This is a genomic window from Kitasatospora dryopteridis (assembly GCF_050749075.1).
GTDB lineage: Bacteria > Actinomycetota > Actinomycetes > Streptomycetales > Streptomycetaceae > Kitasatospora.
Map to the genome: position 1 here is coordinate 4,946,786 of NZ_CP192749.1, position 19,828 is coordinate 4,966,613.

Here is a 19,828-nt window from a genome sequence, read left to right on the forward strand (position 1 = left end):
GGTGCCGCAGGCCGGGCGTGCATAGGCTCCTCCCATGCAGAAGCTGGTGCCGACACCGGTCGGCGATGCGCGGGTGACGGTGTACGCGGAGGCCGGGGCCAGGGGGCTGCTCGCCCTCGGGCACGGGGCCGGCGGCGGGGTGGAGGCGCGGGACCTGCAGGCGCTGGCCGCCGCACTGCCGCCGCTCGGCTTCTCGGTGGCGTTGGTCGAGCAGCCCTGGCGGGTGGCCGGGAAGCGGATCGGCCCGGCGCCGAAGACCCTGGACGAGGCGTGGCTGCCGGTGATGGCGGAGCTCGCCGGGGAGGGGCTGCCGCTGGTCGCGGGCGGCCGCAGCGCCGGCGCCCGGGTCGCCTGCCGGACGGGGGCGGCCTCCGGCGCGGTTGCGGTGCTCGCGCTCGCCTTCCCGCTGCACCCGCCGGGCAAGCCGGAGAAGAGCCGGGCGGAGGAGCTGCTGCACACCGGGCTGCCGACGCTGGTGGTGCAGGGCGGTGCGGACACCTTCGGCACCCCCGAGGAGTTCCCCGGCCTGCCGGAGACCCACCGCCTGGTCGAGGTGGCGCACGGCAGCCACGGCTTCGCCGTGCCCAAGCGTGCGCCGGTCGGCCAGGAGGAGGCGCTGGCCGGGCTCACCGGTGCCGTTGAGCACTGGCTGGGATCGGTGCTGCCGATCGGGTGACGGCGGCGGGAATGCACGGGCGCCGGGCGCGGTTGCAAGGACCGTCAGCAGAGTCCTGGTGGAAAGGCAGCGTCCATGGGTTCGATCGCGTGCCCCGAGCGGCCGGAGGAGCGGGCGGCGCAAGGCGCCCTCGTGCCCGACTGGTCGGAATGGATTGTCGCGGGCGAGAAGCCGGTGGGCCGGATATCCTCCATTTCGGGTCGGCCCGCGGTGGGCCGGGCCCGTAGTTCCGAGGAGGTGGGTCCGGTCGTCGGGACCGAGGACGAGGCCGTGCCGGGTGCCGTGCCGGGTGAGGGCGTGCCCGAGGGCGGGGCACTCACCGGGGACGAGCTGGCCGAGGCCATCGGCGAGGACACCTTCCGGGTGTCCGCCGACGAGAGCGAGGACGCGCGCCGGGAGCGCTTCGAGCGCGACGCGCTGGCCTTCCTGGACCCGATGTACTCGGCGGCGCTGCGGATGACCCGCAATCCGGCCGACGCGGAGGACCTGCTCCAGGAGGCGTTCGCCAAGGCGTATGCGTCCTTCCACCAGTTCCGCGAGGGCACGAACCTCAAGGCGTGGCTGTACCGCATCCTCACCAACACCTTCATCAACTCGTACCGCAAGAAGCAGCGAGAGCCCCAGCGCACCGCGGCCGAGGAGATCGAGGACTGGCAGCTCGCCCGGGCCGAGTCGCACATGTCGACCGGGCTGCGGTCGGCGGAGGCCCAGGCACTGGACCACCTGCCGGACAGCGACGTGAAGGACGCCCTGCAGGCCATCCCGGAGGAATTCCGGATCGCCGTCTACCTGGCGGACGTCGAGGGCTTTGCGTACAAGGAGATCGCGGACATCATGGGTACACCCATCGGTACGGTGATGTCCCGACTGCACCGTGGCCGCCGCCAGTTGCGCGGCATGCTGGAGGACTACGCCCGCGAGCGCGGCCTCGTGCCGGCGGGCACCGGTGCAGGGCAGGAAGCGAAGGGCGCGGGCTCATGAGCTGCGGCGATCCGCACGACACCGAGTGCGGCGAGGTGCTCGACCACCTCTACGAATTCCTCGACAACGAGATGGCCGAGGGCGACTGCGTCAAGCTGCGGGTGCACTTCGAGGAGTGCTCGCCCTGCCTGGAGAAGTACGGGCTGGAGCAGGCCATCAAGGCCCTGATCAAGCGCTCCTGCGGCTGTGACGACACCCCGGCCGACCTGCGCACCAAGGTGCTCGCCAGGATCGACTCCATCCGGGCCGGCCAGCGCTCCGCCCAGGTGTCGGCCGAGGAGGGTGCCGGGCACGGCGCCGCCGCGGCCACCGCGGCGGCGACCGAGTAGGCACTGCAGGACGGTCGTGTCCGGCACGGGCCGGCGCCGGGGGTCGCCCCGGGCGCCGGCCCGTGCCGCACCCGGGGTCAGCAGGCGCCGTCGTCCGCCCAGACGCCCCACTGCCCGCTGTTGGTCGGGATCTCGTTCTGCGTCCACCACTTGGCGTGGTAGTTCCGGCCCTGGTACGAGACCTTGTTGCCGTTGGTGTAGACGGTCGACGCGTTCCAGGCCGGCAGCGTGCAGGTGCCGGGCTTCCCGGTCGGCGAGGCCGAGCCGGTCGGGGTGCCGGTGGGCGTGCCCGTCGGGGTGCCGGTGGGGGTCGCGGTCGGCGTGGCGGTGGGCGGGGTCGCCCCGGCGAACTTCACCGTGTACTTGGTGAAGTCCCAGTCGCTCTGCGCCACGCTGGAGCAGGAGCCGGACAGCCCCGGGTCGACGGTGCCGGGGCACTGGCGGTCCCGGTTGACGGACCAGAAGGTGTAGCGGGCCAGCTTGTGCGCGGTCGCGAAGTCCAGCACGGCCTGGAAGTCGGCCTGCTTGAAGTACTCGGCGACGTCGGTGCGGCCGTTCATCAGCGAGACGCCCTCGTGGGCGTAGGCGGTGGCCTCGTCCCAGCCGAAGGTGGTCTGCAGGATCTTGTTGAACTTCACCAGCGCATCGGTCTGCGCCGCGGCGCCGTTGAAGCCGCCGTCGAACGGCATGATGGAGAAGTTGTTCGGCGTGAAGCCCTGGGACTTGGCCTCGTTCAGCATCTGCTGCCCGAACCAGCCGGTGCCCGCGTTGGTGCCTGCCGTGGTGATGGAGACGTAGAGCCCCGGGTTGTTCTTCTGGAGGATCTTCGCGGCGCCGATCTCGTTGTGGATGGCCGCCGCGTTCTCGTACTCCGGCTCCTCCAGGTCGAAGTCGATCGCCTTCAACTGGTACTTGGTGATGACCTTCTGATAGCCGGCCGCGGTGGCCTCCGGGGTGCCGCAGCCCTGGCCGAGCTTGTTGCCGCCGTAGCCGCCGACCGAGACCGAGACGTCGCCGCCCTTCGCCCGGATCTTCTGGATCACCGCCGGCATCACGGTGTCCGTCTCGATCGAGGAGGTGCCGCCCCAGGAGGGCGTGCAGCCGCCGGAGTCCAGGATGAAGGCCAGCTGGAAGGCCTTCTGGCCGGTCGCGTCCATCACCGCGGCCGGGTCCGGCGGCGAGTTGTCCTCCGGCATCAGATAAGGGGCCGACGCGTACCAGTTGCTGCCGAGGCCGGCCGCCGCAGGGGAGGAGGCGAGGGCGTCGCCGCCGGCCAGTGCGGCGGCCGCGCCGCCTGCGATCAGGCCGAGCGCGGCCACGGCCGCCGCTGCGGCGGCGCCGCGCCGGCGGCGGTGCCGGCCGGGCGCGGGGGAGCGGAGCTGGGCACGTTCCATGGGGGACCTCTCCGGGAGAGCAGGACGGACCGCCGGCCGTACGAGCGGCCGGGGCGGTCGGGTGACGGGACGTCGGCATCCGCGCGGCGATGCCGTGGTGCACTCCCGGCCGCACAGGTCGGCCGGGCCCCTTCCGGACGGGGTCACCCCACGGTGGACTGGACCACTGACAGGGTCAAGGGCCGTGCGGCAGGCTTGGGCCTCTCTTAAGGAAGCCTTCGGGAAGCGCTCTCACAGCCGTGCCCGGCCACGCTTCCCGGCAAGCCGTTCCGACGATTGGGCCCTTTCACTCGTTCGGGTGAGCTGGCGCTGCATCGACTGCGTCATTGCGCGATCGTGCGCCCCGCCGCCCGGACTCGGGCCTATTCTCCTCACTGGCCCGCGAACGGGACGGGCGGGCACGGCGGGGGAGGCTGACATCGCAAGCGAAGGCGAGGGCGACGCCCTGACCGGGGCCGCGGCCCGATACGCCGCCGCGGTGCTGGCCGGCGCCGCCTGCTGCCTGCTCCCGCTCGCCACCACCCTGCGCGGCCCGCTCGGCGGCACCGTCGACTGGCCCCGCCTCGCCCTGCTCGCCTTCCTGCACACCTGCGCCGAGTCCCTCGCCGTCGGACTGCCCACCCCCTGCGCCAGAGTCGGCCGACGGCTGCTGCGCCGCCCGCCCCGCGAACCCCGCGAGCCCGCCCGCGCACTGCCCGGCCGCGGCTTCTTCCCGGTGCTCTTCGCCGGTGTCCTGCTGCTCCCGCCCGCCGCGGCCGCACTGGTCGCCGTCCCCGGCGCGCTCACCGCCCACATCCCCGAACCGCGCGGGCTGCGCCGGCTCTGGAACGCCGCCCAGCTGGCCGTCGCCGCATTCGCCGCCGCCGCCGTCTACCGGCTGCTCGGCGGCCCGCACCTGCTGCTCGGCGCGGACTTCCCCGCCGCGGCCCTCGGCGCGATGGCCGCCGTCGCAGCGTTCTGCCTGGTCAACGCCGTCCTCGTCGGGATCATGCGGCAGCTGGACACCGCCCGCCCGGCCCGCGCCGCCCACCCCGCCGACCTCGCCCGGGCCACCGCCGCCGTGGTGCTGCCCGCACTCGTCCAGGGCGCCGGCGGCCTGATGGTCGCGGTCCTCTGGCAGGGCCCGTACGGCGCGTTCGCGGCGGTGCTCGCCCTGCTGCCGCTCTCCATCTCCGCCTGGATGTTCGCCCAGGGCCACCGGGAGGCCGGCGCCCACCAGGCCACCGTCCGCGCCCTCGTCCAGGCCGTGGAGATCAAGGACGCGTACACCCGCGGCCACAGCGAACGCGTCGGCCGGGCCGCCGTCCTGATGGCCCGGCAGCTCGGCATGGCCGAGGACCGCATCCGCACCCTGCACTTCGCCGGCACCCTGCACGACGTCGGCAAACTCGGCGTCGCCACCGAACTGCTGCGCCGCAACGGCCCGCTCACCGAGGCCGAGCGCCGCGCCGTCGAGGTCCACCCGGTCTTCGGCCACGAACTCGTCCGCGACCTCGCCTTCCTCGGCGAGGCCCGGGCGGGCATCCTGCACCACCACGAACGGCTCGACGGCCGCGGCTACCCCGCCGGCCTGGCCGGCGACCGGATCCCCGAGTTCGCCCGGATCATCTCGGTCGCCGACGCCTTCGACTCGATGACCTCCACCCGCTCCTACCGGCGCGGCCGCCCCGTCACCGAGGCCGTCACCGAGCTCCAGCGCTGCGCCGGAAGCCAGTTCGACCCGGCCATGGTGCAGGCCCTGGTCGCCGCCGTCGACCTGCACGGCTGGCAGCCCGAGCCGCCCCCGCCCGGCGGCTGGGACGGCGAGGTCCCGGACATCCCGCTCGGCGTCCCCGAGCCGGCCCGCCGGGTGCCCGGGCCGGGCGGCCGGATCACCGCGGGCGGGTCGCCGTGAGACCCGGCCGGCGCGGCGGCCTCCTCCGGCCGTCCGCCGTCCACGCCGCCGCAGCCCTGCTGCTCGGCGCGGCCCTGCTCCACGTCGCCGTGCACGGCCTCGTCCAGCCGCAGGTGGCCCTCGCATTCGGCGCCGTCGTCGCGGCCGGCGAACGGGCCAGGATCACCTTGCCCGGCGACCGCGAGCAGGCCCCGCTCGGCACCGCCGCCGCCCTCGCCTACGCCCTGCTCGGACCGCTGCACGGCACCCCCACCGGCCACGGGACACTGCAGGTCGTCGCCGTCACCGGCCTCGGCACCCTGGCCGGCCTGCTCCCGCTCGCCCTGCCCGGCGTCCGCACCCGCCGCGCCGCCCCCGGTCGACACGCCCGGCCCGCCCCCGGCCCGCCGGACACCGCCCGCGCCGACACCGCCTCCCGGCGGCTGCTCACCACGGCCTTCGCCGCCCTGCTCTTCCAGCCGGTCTACGGCAGCGGCCTGCTCGACCGGGCCCCGTTCTCCGGCCCGGCGTACGGCGCCCTGCTGACCGGCGTCGCCGCACTCACCGCGCTCTGCGACACCGTGCTGGCCGCGGTGCTGCACCGCGCCCGCGCCGGCCTGCGGTTCGCCGCCGCACTGGAGGACGAACTGCGTTCGCTGCTCGGCATCGGATCGGCGATCGTCGCCACCGGCATGCTGGTCAGCCTGCTCGCCGGCGAGGTCGGGCTGTGGGCGCTGCCGCTGTTCTGCACCCCGCTGCTGCTCGCCCAGGCGTCCTTCCGGCGGGCCGCGGCGATCCGCGCCACCACCGGGCAGACCATCGAGGCGCTCGCCCGGGCCACCGAGGTCGCCGGCTACACCCCACCGGGGCATGCCCGCCGGGTCGCGGACACGGCGTGCGCGCTGGGGCGCGAACTCGGGCTCGGGACCCGGGACCTCGCCCTTCTGGAGTACGCCGCACTGATGCACGACATCGGCCAGCTCTCGCTGGTCGAACCCGTACCCGGCGGCGCCACCGCCATGCTGCCGCCCGCCGAACAGCAGCGGATCGCCCGCCTGGGCAGCGAGGTCATCCGGCGCACCGGCGTCCCGCGGCGGGTCGGCGACCAGGTCGCCCGGCTCGCCGACCCCTTCCGGCTGCCGGACGGCGCCGCCGACCGCAGCCTGCCGCTGTCCGCCCGCATCATCCGGGTCGCCAACGCCCACGACGACCTGCGCACCGAGGCCCGCGGCCGCGGGCTGTCCGAGGCCACCGCCGCCTTCGCGGCGCTGGAACGGCTGCGGCTGGAGCGAGGCCGCGGTTACGACCCTGCCGTGGTCGACGCCTTGGCCAGAGTGGGCGCCGCAGGCCGCGAACCGGCATGAACCGCCGCGCGGGGAGCGCGGGCCGCCACAGGCGTGGTTGGATGCGGTCGTAGCGTGGAACACCGGATGCGGGGCCACCCGGCACACCGGATCGTTCCCGTTGCAGCAGCCGGCCTCGGAGCATGTGCTGAGAACTGGCGGACGACAACGGCAGGGACGGAACGTGAGGATCTTCCACCGCGCAAGGCACCGGCCGTCGGCCACCTGGCGGCAGACGACCGACCGCGCCTTCACGCTCATCGGCGACGGCCGCTACGAGGACGCCGGCGCACTGCTCGTCATGGCCGCCGACCTGGAGCCGTGGCTCTCCGACTCCTGGTTCAACCTCGCCCTGCTGCACAAGTTCCGCCGCGACTGGGAGCAGGCCCGCACCGCCGGGCTGCGCGCCGTCGCCCTGCTCGACCGGGCGACCGGCGCACCCGACTGGTGGAACCTCGGCATCACCGCCACCGCCCTGCAGGACTGGCCGCTCGCCCGCCGTGCCTGGGAGGCGTACGGGCTGAGACTCCCCGGCGGGCCCGGAGTCCCCGCGGACGGGCCCGTCGACCTCGACCTCGGCACCACCCCGGTGCGGCTCTCCCCGGACGGCGAGTCCGAGGTGGTCTGGGGCCGCCGGCTCGACCCCGCCCGGATCGAGGTGCTGTCCGTCCCGCTGCCGTCCTCCGGCCGCCGCTGGGGCGAGGTCGTGCTGCACGACGGCGCCCCGCACGGCGAGCGGGTCGCCGACGGCGTCGCCTACCCCGTCTTCGACGAGATCGAGCTGTGGGCGCCCTCCCCGGTGCCGACCTTCGTGGTGCTGCTGCAGGCCGCCACGGCGGGTGACCGGGACGCGCTGGAGCGTCTGGTCGCCGACGCCGGGTACGCCGCCGAGGACTGGACGAGCTCGGTGCGGCTGCTGTGCCGCGCCTGCTCGGAGAGCCGGATGGCCATCGACGACGGCCACACCGCCCACCACGACCCGCACGACGACGGCGACCCCACCCACCCCGGCCACCTCAGCCACCTCAGCCAGGGCAGCATCGGCACCTCCTGGCTCGCCGAGCGCGAGTGCGGCATCGCCGCCCCCGCCGGCCTGGTCCGCACCCTCCTGGACCGCTGGGTCGCCGCCTCCCCCGCCACCCGGGCGTACCGGGACCTCGAAGAGGTTTGTTGAGGAAGGGGTTCGCCCGGCGCCGTACCCTTGAGCGGTACACCTGGACGGAACCACGGAGCGGAAACCAGCGATGGCCGACGAGCACGAGCACGACCACCCCGAGCAGGACGAGACCCCGGTGCAGAAGGTCGTCGGCGAGATGCCCGACCTCTCCAAGGGCACGGCCCGCCCGATCACGGTCTTCGGCAACCCGGTGCTGCACCGCGAGGTCGCCACGGTGACCACATTCGACGGCGAACTCGCCTCGCTCATCGACGACATGTTCGTCTCGATGTACGCCGCCGACGGCGTCGGCCTGGCCGCGAACCAGATCGGCGTCGACCTCAAGGTCTTCGTCTACGACTGCCCCGACGACGAGGGCGTGCGCCACGTCGGACACGTCGTCAACCCGGTGCTGGAGGAGCTGCCGCCGGGCCGCCGCGCCCTGGACGACTCCGCCGAGGGCTGCCTGTCCGTCCCCACCGCCTACATGGACCTGGCCCGCCCCGACTACGCCGCCGTCACCGGAGTCGACAAGGACGGCAACCCGATCCGGGTCGAGGGCACCGGCTTCTTCGCCCGCTGCCTCCAGCACGAGACCGACCACCTGTACGGCTACCTGTACATCGACCGGCTCTCCAAGCGCGACCGCAAGGACGCCCTGAAGCAGATGGCCGAGGGCACCCCCAAGTACGCCACCGTCCCGAACGACTGACGGACCGCCCGACGGCACGCGCGAGGGCCGCACCCGGAACCCGGGTGCGGCCCTCCTGCGTGACCGGTGCGCCGCGGCCTAGAAGTCGTCGTCGAAGGAGACCGAGCCCTCGACGGCGACCTGGTAGGCGGAGACCCGGCGCTCGAAGAAGTTGGTCAGCTCCTGGACGTTCTGCAGCTCCATGAAACCGAAGGGGTTGGTGGAGCCGTAGCGGATCGGCAGGCCGAGGCGGGCCAGGCGCTGGTCGGCGACGGCCTCCAGGTACTGGCGCATGGACTCGGTGTTCATGCCGGGCAGGCCCTCGCCGCAGAGGTCGCGGGCGAACTGGAGCTCGGCCTCGACGGCCTCCTCCAGCATCTCGGTGACCTGCTCGGCCATCTGCTCGTCGAAGAGGTCCGGCTCCTCCTCGCGGACGGTGTCCACGACGCTGAACGCGAAGTCCATGTGCATGGACTCGTCGCGGAACACCCAGTTGGTGCCGGTGGCCAGGCCGTGCAGCAGGCCGCGGCTGCGGAACCAGTACACGTACGCGAAGGCTCCGTAGAAGAACAGGCCCTCGACGCAGGCCGCGAAGCAGATCAGGTTCAGGAGGAACGCGCGGCGGTCCTCCTTGGTCTGCAGCGAGTCGATGTGGTCGACCGCGTTCATGTACTTGAAGCAGAACTGCGCCTTCTGGTGGATGGAGGGGATGTTCTCCACCGCCGCGAAGGCCGCCGCGCGGTCGTCCGGGTCGGGCAGGTAGGTGTCGAGCAGCGTCAGGTAGAACTGGACGTGCACGGCCTCCTCGAACAGCTGCCGCGACAGGTAGAGCCGGGCCTCGGGGGAGTTGATGTGCTTGTAGAGGCTCAGCACCACGTTGTTGGCGACGATCGAGTCACCGGTGGCGAAGAAGGCGACCAGGCGGCCGATCATGTGCCGCTCGCCCTCGCTCAGCTTGGCGAGGTCGGCGACGTCGGAGTGCAGGTCCACCTCCTCCACCGTCCAGGTGTTCTTGATGGCGTCGCGGTACCGGTCGTAGAACGACGGGTAGCGCATCGGGCGCAGCGTCAGCTCGAAGCCCGGGTCGAGCAGCATCTTCTGGCGGTCTTCGGTGCTCACTGGCAGGCCTCGCAGGACTCGGGGTTCTCCAGGGAGCAGGCGATGGCGTCCTGCTCCTCCTGGCTCATGGTCGGCGCGGGCACCGGCACGGCGGCGCGGGCGCCCGTGGCGGCCTGCGCGATCCGGGTGGCAGGGCGCGACCGCAGGTAGTAGGTGGTCTTCAGACCGACCTTCCAGGCGTACGCGTACATCGAGCTGAGCTTGCCGATGGTGGGCGCGGCCATGAAGAGGTTCAGCGACTGGCTCTGGTCGATGTACGGCATGCGGGCCGCGGCCAGGTCGATCAGCGCGCGCTGCGGCAGCTCCCAGGCCGTGCGGTACAGCGAACGGACGTCGGCGGGCAGCCAGTTGAGCTCCTGGACGGAGCCGTTGGTCTCGCGCAGCGCGTCCCGGGTCTGCTGGTCCCAGACGCCGAGCTCCTTGAGCTCGCGCACCAGGTACGGGTTGACCTGGAGGAACTCGCCGGAGAGCGTCTCGCGCTTGAACAGGTTGGACACCTGCGGCTCGATGCACTCGTAGACGCCGGCGATCGAGGCGATGGTGGCGGTCGGCGCGATGGCCAGCAGCAGCGAGTTGCGCAGGCCGGTCTCGGCGATCCGGGCGCGCAGCGCGTCCCAGCGCTCCGTCCACTGCGGGGCGGCGGCGTTGAAGTGGTCGATGTGCAGTTCGCCGCGGGCGGCGCGGGTCTCGCCGTACGCCTCGTGGCGGCCGAACTGCTCGGCGAGGTCCGCGGAGCGCTCGTAGGCGGTGAGCATGATGCGCTCGGAGATCAGGGTGGAGAGCGTCTTCGCCTCGGCGGAGTCGAAGTCGATCCGCAGCTGGAAGAAGACGTCCTGCAGGCCCATCACGCCGAGGCCGACCGGCCGCCAGCGGGAGTTGGACGTGCCCGCCTCGGTGGTCGGGTAGAAGTTGATGTCGATGACCCGGTCGAGGAAGGTCACCGCGGTGCGGACGGTGGCGTCCAGGCGCTCCCAGTCCATGGCGTTCACGAGGTCGGCGGCGGTGGCGCCGGCGGCGACGTGGGCGCCCAGGTTGACCGAGCCGAGGTTGCAGACGGCCGTCTCGGAGTCGTCGGTGACCTCCAGGATCTCCGTGCACAGGTTGGACGAGTGCACGGTGCGGCCGGGCAGCGCGGTCTGGTTGGCGGCCCGGTTGGAGGCGTCCTTGAAGGTCATCCAGCCGTTGCCGGTCTGCGCCAGGGTGCGCATCATCCGGGCGTAGAGGGTCTGCGCCGGGATGGTGCGGACGGCCTTGCCGGCCTGCTCGGCCTTGCGGTACGCCTCGTCGAAGTCGGTGCCCCACAGGTCGACCAGCTCGGGGACGTCGGCGGGGGAGAACAGCGACCAGTCCTCGTTGGCGTTGACCCGGCGCATGAACTCGTCCGGGATCCAGTGCGCCAGGTTGAGGTTGTGGGTGCGCCGGGCCTCCTCGCCGGTGTTGTCGCGGAGCTCCAGGAACTCCTCGATGTCGGCGTGCCAGGTCTCCAGGTACACGCAGGCGGCGCCCTTGCGGCGGCCGCCCTGGTTGACCGCGGCGACCGAGGAGTCCAGGGTGCGCAGGAACGGCACGATGCCGTTGGACTGGCCGTTGGTGCCGCGGATCAGGCTGCCGCGGGAGCGGATGCGCGAGTAGGACAGGCCGATGCCGCCGGCGTGCTTGGACAGCCGGGCGATCTGCGCGTAGCGGCTGTAGATCGAGTCCAGGTTGTCCAGCGGCGAGTCCAGCAGGTAGCAGGAGGACATCTGCGGGTGCTTGGTACCGGAGTTGAACAGCGTCGGAGAGGACGTCAGGTACTCCAGACGGCTCATCAGCCGGTACAGCTCCGCCACCTCGGCCACCGACTGCTCGCTGTCGCCGACCGCGAGGCCCGCGGCGACGCGCAGCAGGAAGTACTGCGGGGTCTCGACCACCTTGCGGGTGATCGGGTGGCGCAGCAGGTAGCGGGACTGCACGGTGCGCAGGCCGAAGTACTCGAAGCGGTCGTCGCCCTGCAGGTCGACCAGGGCGTCGAAGGCGTCCGCGTGCTTGGCCACGAAGGCCGCGGTGGTGTCGCCGATCAGGCCCTCGGCGTGGCCGACGGCGATCGAGGCGGCGAAGGTGACCGCGCCCTGGGAGACCGCCTCGTCGCGGATCTCCAGCGCCAGCAGGCGGGCCGCGAGCTTCGAGTACTGCGGGTCCTCGGCGATCATCGACGCGGCGGCCTCCACGGCCAGCCCGCGCAGCTCCGCGAAGTCGGAGCCGGCGTGGCGGCCGCGCAGTGCGGCGGCGGCGACGTGGCCGGGGTCCACCTGGGGGAGGTCGGTGCTGCGGTCGGTGAGCAGCCGGAGCAGCGCAGCACCGGGGTCGGTCTGGGCGGACTCGGCGATTCCCTGGGAGGGCAGGGTGACTGAGGCAGCGACGGTCAAGGCGCACTCTCTCCTGTGGCGGCAGCGGACGCTTCGGGTACCCCGCGGGCCGGGGGCCGGGGGTGCGTCAGGGCGTGCGCGCGGCAGGGCAGAACGGCACGCCCGATCCGAGTCGAGGCGTGCGTCGCCACCCGGCCAACCCGCGAGGCCCGGACGTACAGCTGTGCTTCATGGCATCTGCGGGGAAGCCGGTGGCACACCGTCGGCAGGCCCTCGGACTGTGCGGGCCCGGACGTTCACGGGCCTGCTCACCGTTGCGGGGCAGTCCCGGACTTGCACCGGGTTCCCCTGCGTCGACAGCGAGAGTGAGCATACATGTAGTGGTGTCTCCGTGATGTACCCCCATATCTTGTGCACGCAGCGTGTCGCGTCCGTGGCTGGACACACTCCGGTGAGCGCAGTGCGCACATCCGACCCGCCCCTGACCCACCCGTTGTGCTCACGGAACGGTCACCACCCGAGACTGCGCCGCACCCCATGGCCTACGATCTCTGGCCATGAGTGACGGTACGGGGGCCACGCCCGGTTGGACGGGTCAGCCCGGGTCCCAGGAGGGACCGGCGAATCCCGCGGAGCAGGGGGCACAGGGTGCCCAGTCCTTCCCGCCGCAGGCAGGCTTCGGCACGCCGCCCGGCTTCCCCGCGCAGGCGTCGCACCAGCAGTGGCCGCTGCCTCAGCAGGCGCAGACCGCCATCCCGGACTGGGAGGCGCTGGCCCAGCAGCACGAGGCCTCGTCGCGCCGCAAGAAGCTGATCTGGACGGGCGGCATCGTGCTCACAGCCTGCGTCCTCGGCGGCGCGGTCGGTCTGGCCGTCATGAAGGGTGTGCACGGCGGCACTCCGGAGGCCGGCGCATCGTCCAGCGCCTCGGCCTCGGCGCACCCGTCCGGCTCGGCCCCCGCCAACTCGCCGACCGTGCCCGGCCAGCCCGACCTGCTGGCCGACAAGTCCGGTCAGGCGAACCTCGCCATCGGCCCGGACGCGCAGCTGGCCGAGGTGGAGGGCGGTTATGCGCTGCGCATGCGGAGCAACAACAACTCCTACGCCCAGTCGGCGAACCAGCTGGTCGACGTCGGCAAGAGCTTCTCGATCGCGGCATGGGTCTACAACGAGGCGCCCGGCGGATCGCGCACGGCGATCAGCCAGGGCGACGGCATCTCGTACTCCTTCGACCTGTCCCGCGACGACGCCAGCGGCAAGAAGGCGTGGGCGTTCCGGGTGCAGACCGCGGACGGCGGCGCCGACGGCACGGTCGTCCAGGCGGTGGCTCCCGAGAGCCTGGAGACGGTGACGCAGTGGGTCCTGCTCACCGCGGTCTACGACGCCGGCCAGCGCACCATCACGCTGTACGTGAACGGCGCGCAGGCGGCCACGGCCAAGCTCAACGGCCCCATCTGGGCCGGGCCCGGGCCGCTGCAGTTCGGTCGCAGCCGGCACCACGGGATCTGGGGCGACAACTGGGCCGGCGTGATCGGGCGGATCCTGGTCTGGAAGGAGCCGCTGAACCCCCAGCAGGTCGCCAGCCTCAAGACCGGCGGCACGGGCCTCAGCGCCAAGCCGGTCAACTCCTGGCTCGTCGGCGGCTGATCCGCTGCCGGGGGAGGCCACGGCCCGGCCGTGGCCTCCCTCACGCCTGCCGCGGTGTCACCGGCGTTCGGGGTGTGAAAAGATGGCGGCCGAGCGAACGGGGATGGCGGCATCAGGCCGAGTGGGGGCGCATCGGTTTCGGAAGTGCCCGCGCGCGGCCGACCGGAACCCCCGGCGAGTTCAGGCGAGCAGGAGACGGCCGGCAGACGGCCGTCGTCCGCGGAGCGGCCCGCAGCCTGACCGACCGTCGGGCCGTCCCGACCTGTCGTCGGATGCCCGGCCCCGGAACGGCTGCTCACCAGGGGGCGGGGCGAGCAGTTGCTTTTTTCGGGGGGAATAGAGCCGTGAACACTCTGTCCATCGTGATTCCCGCGCTCAACGAGGCGTCAAACCTTCCCGCGGTGATGGGCACGGTGCCGGTCGCAGAACTCGCGGCAGCCGGTTGGGACACCGAGGTGGTCGTCGTCGACAACGCCTCGACGGACGACACCGCGGCCGTCGCCCGGTCGCTGGGCGCCCGGGTCGTCTCGCAGCCGGAACGGGGTTACGGGAACGCCTATCTCGCGGGCTTCGACGAGGCCACCGGCGATGTGATCGCCACCGGTGACGCGGACTGCACCTATCCGTTCGACGCCCTGCCCGACCTGTTGCACACTCTGGTCGAGCACGACGTGGAGTTCATGACGACCGATCGGCTCCGGCGCAGCAACCGGCGTGCCATGAAGCCCTCGCACTTCGTCGCCAACCACGCCCTGAGCGCACTCAGCCGCACGCTCTTCCGCAACGGTCTGCGGGACTCCCAGTCCGGCATGTGGATCTTCCGACGGTACATCTGGGACGGTCTGGACGTCCGTTCCGGCGGCATGGCCTTCTCCCAGGAGATCAAGAACGCCGCCACCTCGGCCGGGTACCGTTTCATGGAGGTCCCGATCGAGTACCGCACCCGCGGCGGCGAGGTGAAGCTCAACGCCCTGCCGGACGGCATGGCCAACCTCCGCCAGCTCTTCAACCACCGCTTCCGGCGCCACGGCGGACCGCAGCCGGTCCCGGTGTCCGCCCGCAAGCAGGCCAGGATCCCCGCCCAGAAGCCGCGCAACGAACGCATCGAGGCGGTATGAGCACGCAGTCCGAGGACGCCCTGCCCGAGGACGCGCTGCCGAAGGACGCGCCGGAGGAGACCGCCCCGGGGCCCGCCGGCCGACGGCGGCGGCGCACGGCACGGCGCCGCCGGCGGCCGGCGGTCGTCCTGGCCGGCGTCCTCGCGGCGGTCGCGGTCGGGTTCACCCTGTGGACGGCACCCACCACCCGCGAGATCCTGCTCGACTCCTTCACCGAGCGGCCCCGGACGTACGCCGAGCTCTTCTTCACCGCCACACCCGGGTTCGAGGGATCGACCGTCGTCGTCCCGGTCGCCGTCACCGACCACGGCGAGGGATCCCAGGGGTACCGGGTGCGGGTCACCCTGGAGTCCCCGTCCGGGCAGGTCCTGGCCAGTTCGACGACCGCCCTGAAGGCCCACTACGGCGCACCGGTGCCCTTGGTTGCGAAGCTGCAGACCAACGCCGACGTCGCCCTCGTCCGGGTCGCCCTCGTCGGCCACCCGCAGAGCCTCTACTTCCGCTTCGGGAAGTCCCAGACCCCTCATGGCTGAGGCACCGGACGCACCCCCGACGAGCCGCCGCCCTGGAACCCTGATGCGTACGATCCTGCAGGTCACCCCCTACTACCCGCCCCACCTCGGCGGCCTCGAACGCGTGGTGGAGAACCTCTCCGTCCAGCTGGCCGAGCGCCACGAGGTGCGGGTGGTCACCACCGCGCTGGGCGCCGGCGGCGCCGGACGGCGCACCGGCGGACCGGTCGCCGTCCGCCGGCACCGGGCCGTGGAGGTGGCGCACACCGCGCTCGCCCCCGGGCTGCCGGTCTCCCTGCTGCGCGCACCACGCGGCGCCGTGCTGCACCTGCACTGCGCGCACGCCCTGATGCCCGAACTCGTCGCGCTCACCGCCCGGCTGCGCCGGCAGCGGTTCGTCCTGCACTTCCACCTGGACGTGGACGCCTCCGGCCGGCTCGGCCGGCTGCTGCCCGCGTACAAGAAGCACGTCCTGGCCCGGGTCATGCGGGCCGCCGCCGCCGTCATCGTGCTGACCGACGCCCAGGGCGCCTTCGTCCGGGACACCTACCGGGTGCCCGCCGAGCGGGTCTTCACCGTGCCCAACGGCGTCGGCCGCCAGTACTTCATGCCCGTCCGCACGCCGGAGCCCGGGCCGCTCCGGCTGCTGTACGTCGGCCGGCTCAGCGCCCAGAAGAACGTCGCGCGGCTGCTCGACGCGATGGCCCTGACCGAGCGGCCCGTCCGGCTGCGGATCGTCGGCGACGGCGAACTGCGCTCCCGGCTGGAGGCCCGGGCCCGGCAGCTCGGCCCGGAAACGGTCGAGTTCGCCGGCGGCCTGCACGGCGAGGACCTCGTCGCCGCGTACGCCGCGGCCGACGTCTTCGTCCTGCCCTCCGACCGGGAGGGCATGCCGCTGGTCGCCCTGGAGGCGATGGCCGCCGCCCTTCCGGTGATCGCGACCGACGTGCCCGGCAACCGCGAACTCCTCACCGGCACCGGCCTGCTGGCCGCACCCGAACCGGCCGCCCTCGCCGCCGCGATCGACCGGCTCGCCGCCGACCCGGCGCTGCGCGGCCGGCTCTCCGAACGGAGCGCCGCCGCCGCCCGGGCCTACGCCTGGGAGACGGTCGCCGCCCGGGTCGAAGAGGTCTACGCCGAGGCCGGCCTGTGACCGCCCGCGCCCTCCTCCCGTACCTCCGCGGACGCAACGGCGTCGTCCTCGGCAGTGCCCTGGCCTGCGTGGTCGAGATGCTGCCGGGCGTGCCCGGCGCCGTGGCGACGGCAGCCGGGCTCTGGCTGCTGGTCGGCGCCCCGGTGGCGCTCTGGCGCGGCACCGCCGCCAAGGTGGTCTCCACCCGCGAGGCGGGCCTGATGGTCGCCGTCGGCCTGGCCGTCGTGACGGACATCCTGATCGCACTCGGCGTCAACACCCTGCTGCCGCTGTTCGGCGCGGACCAGCCGCTCACCCGGATCAACCTCGCCGGAGCCAGCGGCATGGCGGCCGCCGTCCTCGGCGCCCTCCTCCCCGAGGAGGAGCGCCCCACCGCCCGCCGCCGCACCGGCCTCCCGCCCGGGACGGCCGCCCTGGCCTGCCTCACCGGGCTCGCCCTGGTGCTCTCCGTGGCCGGCCCGATCCGGCTCAACAACGGGCTCGGCGGCGCCGTCAGCACCCTGGCACTGGTCGCCGTCGCCGCCCTGCTGCTCCTGCTGATGCTCCGCCGCCGGAAGTACCCGCCGCCGCTGCTCGCGGCCGGCCTGTACACCGCCGCGGCGGCCCTCCTGCTCATGAACTCGCTCCGCGGCTGGGGCATCGCCGGGCACGACATCCAGCGGGAGTACGAGTACTTCCGGCTGACCCTCGGCGGCTCCTACTGGAACGTCGAGCTCTACCCCGACGCGTACAACGCCTGCCTCAGCGTCACGCTCCTCCCGCTCTCCTTCACGCGGCTCACGGCGATCCCGGACGTCTACGTCTTCAAGGTCGTCCTGCCGTTGCTGTTCGCCCTGACGCCGGTACTCGTGCACCGCGCCGTGCGCAACGTCGCGCCGCAGTTCACGGCGCTGCTCGCGGCCGTCTACTTCATGCTGTTCCCGACCTTCTTCACCGACATGACCTTCCTCGGCCGGCAGGAGATCGCGTTCCTGCTGCTGGGGTGCGCCATGGCGGTGCTGACGGACACCGCCCGCCCGCTGCGCGCCCGGCGCATCGCCGTCCTGGCGCTCCTCGTCGGCTGCGTGCTCTCGCACTACTCGACGACCTACGTCGTCGTGGCCACCCTCGGCGTCGCCTACGCGGTCGAACTGCTCTGGCGGCTGGCCGAGCGGGGCCGGCGGCAGCGGCGCCGCAGCAGGGTGGCCAAGGCGGAGCCGGTCGTCACCTGGTGGCTGGTGCTCGTCCCGGCCGTCCTGGCCGTCGTGTGGGCCGGGCCGGTCACCCACACCAGCGTGCAGCTGAAGAGCACGCTGGGCATCGTCGTCCAGGAGATCCTCCACCCCGGCCAGGGCAAGGGCGGCTCCTCCGACACCTCCTACAGCCTGTTCGGCGGCACGAAGGCCAGCCCGCAGCAGCGGCTGGACGACTACCGGGCCGAGGCCGTCGAGGCCACCGGGTCGAAGCGGGCGGCCGGCGACTTCTTCCCGCTGCAGGCCGTCGAGGGCCAGAAGATGGCGGCGGTCACCCAGGAGGACATGCCGCTGACCGCGCTCGGCCGTGCGCTCGACACGGCCGGCGTCAGCGTCACCGGGTTGAACGGTGTGCTCCGCCAGGGCGCGGCGCTATTGCTCCAAGTGCTGGTGCTGGTGGGGCTCGCCGCCGTCCTGCGGGCCCGCCGCCGCGCCTTCCGGCCGCTGCGGGACCAGGTCACGCTGACGGTCGGCGCACTCGCCATGGTCGCGCTCTTCACCCTGCTGCCCCAGCTGTCGGTGGACTACAGCGTGCTCCGGGCCTTCCAGCAGGGGCTGTTCTTCTTCGCGCCGTTCCTCGCCGCCGGCACCCTGTGGCTGCTGCGCTGGGCCGGCCGCCGAACCGTACCGGTGGCCGCCGGCCTGGCGATCGCGCTCTTCCTCGACCTGACCGGCGTCGTTCCCAAGGTGCTCGGCGGCTACCCGGCCCAGCTCCAGCTCAGCAACGCCGGACGCGCGTACGACATCTACTACCCGCACGCCGAGGAGGAGATGGCGGTGTTCTGGCTGGAGCAGCAGATCGCCGCCGACAAGCGGCAGCTGCTGCAGACCGACCGGTTCACCTTCAGCCGGCTGCAGACCCTGATCACCGGCCCCGCCGAGGGCGACATCCAGCCCGTCCTCGTCCGCCCCAACTCCTACGTCCTGCTGGGGACGACCTCCCTGCGCAAGGACGAGGTGACGGTCTTCTACCGTGGGGACCTCATCACCTACAAATATCCGACGGCACTGCTGGGTGCGACCAAGAACCGGATCTACAGCAGTGAGGGAGCGGTGATCTACCGATGAGCACGCCCACCGGGACGCCGCGGGTCCTGATGGTCAGCCACTACTACCCGCCGCACCTCGGCGGCATCGAGAACGTCGCCCGCCAGGAGGCCGTCCACCTGGCCGCCCGGGGCGCCGACGTGACCGTGCTGACCAGCGGCGAGCGCAGCCGTGTCCGCGAGGAGGACGGCGTGCGGGTGATCCGGATCGCCGCCTGGAACGGCGCCGAACGGGCCGGCGTGCCCTTCCCCGTGCTGTCGCCCCGCGTGCTCGCCACCGCCCTGCGGCACGCCCGCCGGGCCGACGTGGTGCACATCCACGACTGCCTCTACCTCACCTCCTGGGCCGCCGGACTCGCCGCCGTGCTCACCCGCACCCCGCACGTGCTCACCCAGCACGTCGCCCTGGTCGAGCACCCCTCCGCGCTGGTCCGCGCCGTCCAGCGAGCCGTGTACGCGGTCGCCGGCCGCGGCCTGCTGCGCCGCGCCCGCCGGGTGATCACCCTCAACGCGGCCGTCGCCGAGTTCGCCGTCCGCGGCGGTGCCCGCCCCGAGCGCGTCCGCCACCTCGCCAATGGGGTGGACACCGCACTCTTCCGCCCCGCCGCCTCGGCCGCCGAACGCGCCGACGCCCGCAAACGCCTCGGCCTGCCCGCCGACCGCGTCCTCGCCCTCTTCGCCGGCCGCCTGGTGCCCAAGAAGGGCTACGACCTGCTGCTCGCCGCACACCGCCCGGAGGACGGTTACGACCTGGTGTTCGCCGGCGACGGCGATTCGCAGGCCCTGGCCAGCCGCCGGGGCGTGCACGCCCTGGGTGCCCTCGCCCCGGAGGACCTCGCCGACGCCTACCGCGCCTGCGACCTGTTCGTCCTCCCGTCCACCGCCGAGGGGTTCCCGCTCACCGTCCAGGAGGCCATGGCCTCCGGCCTGCCCGTGGTCACCACCGACGACCCCGGCTACGCGCCCTACGCCCTCGACCGCACGCTCGTCCGGCTGCTGCCGCGCGACGAGGCCGGCCTGCGCACCGCACTCGCCGAACTCGCCGCCGACCCCGGCCTGCGGGCCCGCATGGCCGCCTACTCCCGCCGGTACGCCACCGACGCCTTCTCCTGGCCCGAGCACAGCGCCGCCCTGGTCGAGCACTACGGGGCCCGCGCATGAGACCCCGCACCCCGTGCCCCCGGCCGGGCGCCCGCACCCGTGGCTAGGCGCCG

Annotated in this window: 16 protein-coding genes and 1 riboswitch; of the genes, 13 read left to right on the forward strand and 3 right to left on the reverse strand. The window is 73.2% G+C overall.

Annotation, left to right across the window (positions count from 1 at the left end):
• Positions 1 to 34 precede the first annotated feature (34 nt).
• The 3 genes from ACQ614_RS22540 to rsrA all read left to right on the forward strand — a co-directional run bounded on the left by ACQ614_RS22540 (position 35) and on the right by rsrA (position 1,986).
• On the forward strand, positions 35 to 676 hold the full coding sequence (locus tag ACQ614_RS22540; RefSeq protein ID WP_431680372.1) for an alpha/beta hydrolase family protein: 642 nt from the start codon (positions 35 to 37) through the stop codon (positions 674 to 676).
• 237 nt (positions 677 to 913) lie between these two features.
• A complete protein-coding gene (locus ACQ614_RS22545; protein WP_431680373.1) occupies positions 914 to 1,657 on the forward strand; it encodes a sigma-70 family RNA polymerase sigma factor in 744 nt (247 codons plus the stop codon).
• Positions 1,654 to 1,986, forward strand: a complete 333-nt coding sequence (gene rsrA / locus ACQ614_RS22550) for a mycothiol system anti-sigma-R factor (protein WP_363490667.1) — start codon at positions 1,654 to 1,656, stop codon at positions 1,984 to 1,986. The genes ACQ614_RS22545 and rsrA overlap by 4 nt, the downstream gene beginning before the upstream one ends.
• 77 nt (positions 1,987 to 2,063) lie before the next feature.
• On the opposite strand, the gene ACQ614_RS22555 is transcribed toward rsrA, so the two are convergent.
• Complete coding sequence (locus tag ACQ614_RS22555; RefSeq protein ID WP_431680375.1) at positions 2,064 to 3,380, reverse strand: chitinase; 1,317 nt, start codon at positions 3,378 to 3,380, stop codon at positions 2,064 to 2,066.
• A gap of 478 nt (positions 3,381 to 3,858) precedes the next feature.
• Here ACQ614_RS22555 and ACQ614_RS22560 point away from each other — a divergent pair, with 478 nt between their 5' ends.
• The 4 genes from ACQ614_RS22560 (at position 3,859) to def (ending at position 8,464) form a co-directional block, all read left to right on the forward strand.
• Positions 3,859 to 5,274, forward strand: coding sequence for an HD-GYP domain-containing protein (locus ACQ614_RS22560; RefSeq protein WP_431680376.1), 1,416 nt, complete (start codon positions 3,859 to 3,861; stop codon positions 5,272 to 5,274).
• Complete coding sequence (locus ACQ614_RS22565) at positions 5,271 to 6,617, forward strand: HD-GYP domain-containing protein (protein WP_431680378.1); 1,347 nt, start codon at positions 5,271 to 5,273, stop codon at positions 6,615 to 6,617. The genes ACQ614_RS22560 and ACQ614_RS22565 overlap by 4 nt, the downstream gene beginning before the upstream one ends.
• Before the next feature lie 163 nt (positions 6,618 to 6,780).
• Positions 6,781 to 7,770 (forward strand): tetratricopeptide repeat protein, encoded by a 990-nt coding sequence (locus ACQ614_RS22570; protein WP_431680380.1) that lies wholly within the window; start codon positions 6,781 to 6,783, stop codon positions 7,768 to 7,770.
• Between the two features lie 139 nt (positions 7,771 to 7,909).
• The gene (def, locus tag ACQ614_RS22575; protein WP_431683991.1) at positions 7,910 to 8,464 is read left to right on the forward strand and encodes a peptide deformylase; all 555 of its coding nucleotides are present in this window, start codon (positions 7,910 to 7,912) and stop codon (positions 8,462 to 8,464) included.
• A 78-nt stretch (positions 8,465 to 8,542) separates the two neighbouring features.
• On the opposite strand, the gene ACQ614_RS22580 is transcribed toward def, so the two are convergent.
• Entirely contained in the window at positions 8,543 to 9,538 is a 996-nt protein-coding gene (locus ACQ614_RS22580; RefSeq protein ID WP_431683992.1) for a ribonucleotide-diphosphate reductase subunit beta, read from the reverse strand.
• A 20-nt stretch (positions 9,539 to 9,558) separates the two neighbouring features.
• Positions 9,559 to 11,943 carry a ribonucleoside-diphosphate reductase subunit alpha gene (locus tag ACQ614_RS22585; RefSeq protein ID WP_431683993.1) on the reverse strand — a complete coding sequence of 795 codons (2,385 nt, stop codon included), beginning with the start codon at positions 11,941 to 11,943 and terminating at the stop codon, positions 9,559 to 9,561.
• 223 nt (positions 11,944 to 12,166) lie between these two features.
• Positions 12,167 to 12,267, reverse strand: a riboswitch (adenosylcobalamin-variant (AdoCbl-variant) riboswitch).
• Between the two features lie 197 nt (positions 12,268 to 12,464).
• Between ACQ614_RS22585 and ACQ614_RS22590 the strand changes: the two genes are divergently transcribed.
• The 6 genes from ACQ614_RS22590 to ACQ614_RS22615 all read left to right on the forward strand — a co-directional run bounded on the left by ACQ614_RS22590 (position 12,465) and on the right by ACQ614_RS22615 (position 19,775).
• Positions 12,465 to 13,553, forward strand: a complete 1,089-nt coding sequence (locus ACQ614_RS22590; protein ID WP_431680382.1) for a LamG domain-containing protein — start codon at positions 12,465 to 12,467, stop codon at positions 13,551 to 13,553.
• 344 nt (positions 13,554 to 13,897) lie between these two features.
• On the forward strand, positions 13,898 to 14,671 hold the full coding sequence (locus tag ACQ614_RS22595; protein WP_431680385.1) for a glycosyltransferase family 2 protein: 774 nt from the start codon (positions 13,898 to 13,900) through the stop codon (positions 14,669 to 14,671).
• The gene (locus ACQ614_RS22600) at positions 14,668 to 15,204 is read left to right on the forward strand and encodes a hypothetical protein (RefSeq protein WP_431680387.1); all 537 of its coding nucleotides are present in this window, start codon (positions 14,668 to 14,670) and stop codon (positions 15,202 to 15,204) included. The genes ACQ614_RS22595 and ACQ614_RS22600 overlap by 4 nt, the downstream gene beginning before the upstream one ends.
• Positions 15,205 to 15,247: 43 nt before the next feature.
• Complete coding sequence (locus ACQ614_RS22605; RefSeq protein ID WP_431680389.1) at positions 15,248 to 16,336, forward strand: glycosyltransferase family 4 protein; 1,089 nt, start codon at positions 15,248 to 15,250, stop codon at positions 16,334 to 16,336.
• Complete coding sequence (locus ACQ614_RS22610; RefSeq protein ID WP_431680391.1) at positions 16,333 to 18,636, forward strand: hypothetical protein; 2,304 nt, start codon at positions 16,333 to 16,335, stop codon at positions 18,634 to 18,636. The genes ACQ614_RS22605 and ACQ614_RS22610 overlap by 4 nt, the downstream gene beginning before the upstream one ends.
• On the forward strand, positions 18,633 to 19,775 hold the full coding sequence (locus ACQ614_RS22615) for a glycosyltransferase family 4 protein (protein ID WP_431680394.1): 1,143 nt from the start codon (positions 18,633 to 18,635) through the stop codon (positions 19,773 to 19,775). Before ACQ614_RS22610 ends, ACQ614_RS22615 begins: the two co-directional genes overlap by 4 nt.
• Positions 19,776 to 19,828: the final 53 nt, after the last annotated feature.